3 protein-coding genes and 1 pseudogene are annotated in these 3,414 nt (G+C 75.6%); all 4 read left to right on the plus strand.

The features are described 5' to 3' along the window. The first annotated feature begins 119 nt into the window (after window positions 1-119). Window positions 120-1,103 (plus strand): mevalonate kinase, encoded by a 984-nt coding sequence (gene mvk, locus AC2VNT_RS17560; protein ID WP_486948069.1) that lies wholly within the window; start codon window positions 120-122, stop codon window positions 1,101-1,103. Continuing rightward, the gene (gene mvaD, locus AC2VNT_RS17565; protein WP_486948070.1) at window positions 1,090-2,106 is read left to right on the plus strand and encodes a diphosphomevalonate decarboxylase; all 1,017 of its coding nucleotides are present in this window, start codon (window positions 1,090-1,092) and stop codon (window positions 2,104-2,106) included. Before mvk ends, mvaD begins: the two co-directional genes overlap by 14 nt. Next, window positions 2,103-3,221: a phosphomevalonate kinase gene (locus AC2VNT_RS17570; RefSeq protein ID WP_486948071.1), complete on the plus strand. Its 1,119-nt coding sequence runs from the start codon at window positions 2,103-2,105 to the stop codon at window positions 3,219-3,221. The genes mvaD and AC2VNT_RS17570 overlap by 4 nt, the downstream gene beginning before the upstream one ends. Further along, window positions 3,218-3,414: pseudogene (locus tag AC2VNT_RS17575) on the plus strand (type 2 isopentenyl-diphosphate Delta-isomerase); the annotation flags it as partial. The gene AC2VNT_RS17570 and the pseudogene AC2VNT_RS17575, both read left to right, overlap by 4 nt.

A 3,414-nucleotide genomic window follows, 5' to 3' on the forward strand; every position in this document is an offset into this window, starting at 1 on the left:
CCGACCGGCCGCGAGGTCTACATCCGCTGAGTGACCCGTCGGATAGGCTTCCGGTCGAGGTTGTCGCCCGCCCCTCGGCCGCAGTGCGGGCACCAGACACGGCGAGGACGTACGTGCAGGTGAGCCGGGCCGCCTCCGGACCGGACGCGCCGGCGACCGGCCGGGCGCACGCGAAGGTGATCCTGCTCGGCGAACACGCCGTCGTCTACGGCGTCCCGGCGCTCGCCGTGGCGCTGCCGCAGCTGACGGTGACCGCGCGGGCCAGCCGGCTGCCGCAGGCCGGGCACCGTCCGGGCGACGTCACCGTCGAGTCGGCCGACCGGACGGAGCCGATGCCGGACGAGACCAGCGCCGCGCTGCGGAACCTGGTAACCCGGTTCCGGGAGGTGGCCGGCGTCGCCGACCGCACCCCGCTCCGCCTGGTGCTGGATTCCAGCATCCCGCCGGGCCACGGGCTGGGGGCGAGCGCGGCCTACGCCCGCGCCGTGGTGCTCGCGCTGGCCGAACTGTTCGACCACGCCGTCGGCGCCGACCTGGTCTTCGACCTGGTGCAGACCGCCGAGACCGCGGCGCACGGGAAGGCGAGCGGGATCGACGCGGTGGTCACCGGTGCCTCCGGGCTGATCCGCTACGTGTCCGGTGCGGTGCAGGAGCTCAGTTGCGGTTTCGACGGTCTCTTCGTGGTCGGCGACAGCGGGGTCGCCGGCCGGACCAAGGACGCGATCGAGCAGGTGCGCGAGCGGTTCGAGGCCGACCCGCAGATCCGGACCGACTTCCTGGACGGTATCCGGCGGCTGACCGAGGCCGGGATCGCGGCGCTCGCCGACGGCGAGCGGAGCGTCTTCGGCGAGCAGATGAGCGCCAATCACCGGGTGCTGCGGGCGACCGGGCTGAGTACCGACCTGATCGACGCGCTGGTGGCCGCCGCGTTGGCCGCGGGCAGCCCGGGCGCCAAGATCAGCGGCGGCGGCCTCGGCGGCTGCATGGTCGCGCTCGCCACCGACCCGGCGCACGCGGAGGCGGTGGCGGCCGCGCTGCGGGCCACCGGTGCCGCCGACACCTGGCCCGTCGGAATCGGACGGTTCGCCGGTGCCGGCGGCTGACCCCGCGCCGGCCGGCGCGCGCAGCGTCACCGCCGTCGCACATCCCAACATCGCGCTGGTCAAGTACTGGGGGAAACGGGACGAGCAGCTGATCATCCCGTTCGCCGACAGCCTGTCGATGACGCTGGACGTCTTCCCGACCACCACCACGGTCACCCTGGCCCCGGTGGCCGGCGCCGACGCCGTCACCCTGGACGGTGGGCCGGCGCCGACGGCGATGACGACGCGGGTCACCGCCTTCCTCGATTTGGTGCGCACCCTGGCGCGGCGGACCGAACCGGCCGTCGTCGACACCCACAACACCGTGCCGACCGGGGCCGGGCTGGCGTCGTCGGCGAGTGGGATGGCCGCGCTGGCCGTCGCCGCCGCCGCCGGGTACGGGCTGGACCTGGACGCGGCCGGGCTGTCCCGGCTGGCCCGGCGCGGATCCGGTTCGGCGGCCCGGTCGATCTTCGGCGGCTTCGCGGTCTGGCACGCCGGCCACGGCAGCGGCGCGACCGCCGACGCCAGCTCCTACGCCGAGCCGGTGACCGACGCCGCGATCGACCCGGCGCTGGTCATCGCCGTCGTCGACGCCGGCCCGAAGGCGATCTCCAGCCGGGCGGCGATGCGCCGCACGGTGGCCACCTCGCCGCTGTACCCGGCGTGGGCCGAGGCGAACGCGGCCGACCTGGCCGCGATGCGGACCGCGCTGGCCGCCGGCGACCTGGCGGCGGTCGGCCAGATCGCCGAACACAACGCACTGGGCATGCACGCGACGATGCTGGCCGCCCGGCCGGCGATCCGCTACCTCTCCGCGGGCAGCCTGGCGCTGCTGGACCGGGTCGCCGCGCTGCGCGACGAGGGCGTCTGCGCCTACGCGACGATGGACGCCGGCCCGAACGTGAAGGTGCTCTGTGCGCCGGCCGACGCCGGCCGGGTCGCCGAGGCGATGCAGCTCGCGTGGCCGGGCAGCTCCGTCGTGGTCGCCCGGTGCGGTCCGGCGGCCCGGATCGAGCCATGACGGCCCCCGGGCCGATCACCCGGCACGCCCCCGGGAAGCTGTTCGTCACCGGCGAGTACGCGGTGCTGGAGCCGGGCAACCCGGCGGTGCTGGTCGCACTGGACCGGCTGGTCAGCGTCACGGTGACGCCGGCGGCCGGCCACGACGTGGTGGTCTCGTCGGACCTGCACCCGCGGCCGGTGCGGCTGCGCTGGGACGGCGTGCGGCCGGCCGGGGTGACCGCCGCCGACGACCGGGCCGCCGGCGGTTCGCTGGCCCATGTGGTCGCCGCCCTGGGCGCGGTCGCCGAACTGCTGGCCGAGCGAGACGCGGCCGTTCCGGGGTGCACGGTCTCGGTCAGCAGCGAGCTGCACCAGCGGGGAACCAAATTCGGACTGGGTTCCAGCGGCGCCGTCACGGTGGCCAGTGTCGCGGCCGTCGCGGCGCACTGCGGCCTGCAGCTCAGCCGGGACGAACGGTTCCGGCTGGCGATGATCGCCTCGGCCCGGCTGGATGCGCGAGCATCCGGGGCCGACCTGGCCGCCAGCAGCTGGGGTGGCTGGGTGCTCTACCAGGCCCCGGACCGCAGCGAGCTGCTCGACCTGGTGCGCCGCGACGGCATCGCCGCCGCGCTGCGGGCGGTGTGGCCGGGGCTGGCGATCCGGCGGCTGCGCGCACCCGCGGAGCTGACCCTGGCGGTGGGCTGGACCGGCGAGCCGGCCTCGACCGGGGAGCTGATCGCCGACCGGCCGGCCCGGGCCTGGCGCGGCACCCCGGCGCACCGGACGTTCGTCACCGAGATGGCCGGCTCGGTGCGCGCGCTGGTGGCCGGTCTGGAGTCCGGCGACCGCGGGGAGGTGCTGCGGCAGATCACCGCCGCCCGCCGGCTGCTGGCCCGGCTGGACGAGGCTGCCGGACTGGGAATCTTCACCGATAGACTGGTCGCACTCTGCGACGCCGCGGACACCGTCGGCGGCGCGGGAAAACCGTCCGGAGCCGGCGGCGGCGACTGCGGGATAGCGCTGTTGGATTCCGCCACCGAGCCCGACATCGCCCGGCTGCGAGCGCTGTGGGCGGCCGCCGGAGTGCAGCACCTGCCCGTTCGGGTACGAGACGACGAAATGGACTGCCGATGACCGGTGACCGCAAGGGCGATCACGTGCGGCTCGCCGCCGAGCAGCAGCGGGCCGGCGGCGCGGCCAACGAGTTCGATGACGTGTCGTTCATCCACCACGCGCTGGCCGGCATCGACCGGGACGACGTCGGCCGGGCCACCCGCTTCGGCGCGGTGGACGGGCCGGCGCCGCTGTACATCAACGCGATGACCGG

This window comes from Mycobacterium sp. TH-M15 (assembly GCF_057473705.1).

Coding starts and splice junctions, on each gene's coding strand:
- AC2VNT_RS17570 (WP_486948071.1), top strand. CDS start 2,103: ATGACGGCCCCCGGGCCGATCACCCGGCACGCCCCCGGGAAGCTGTTC.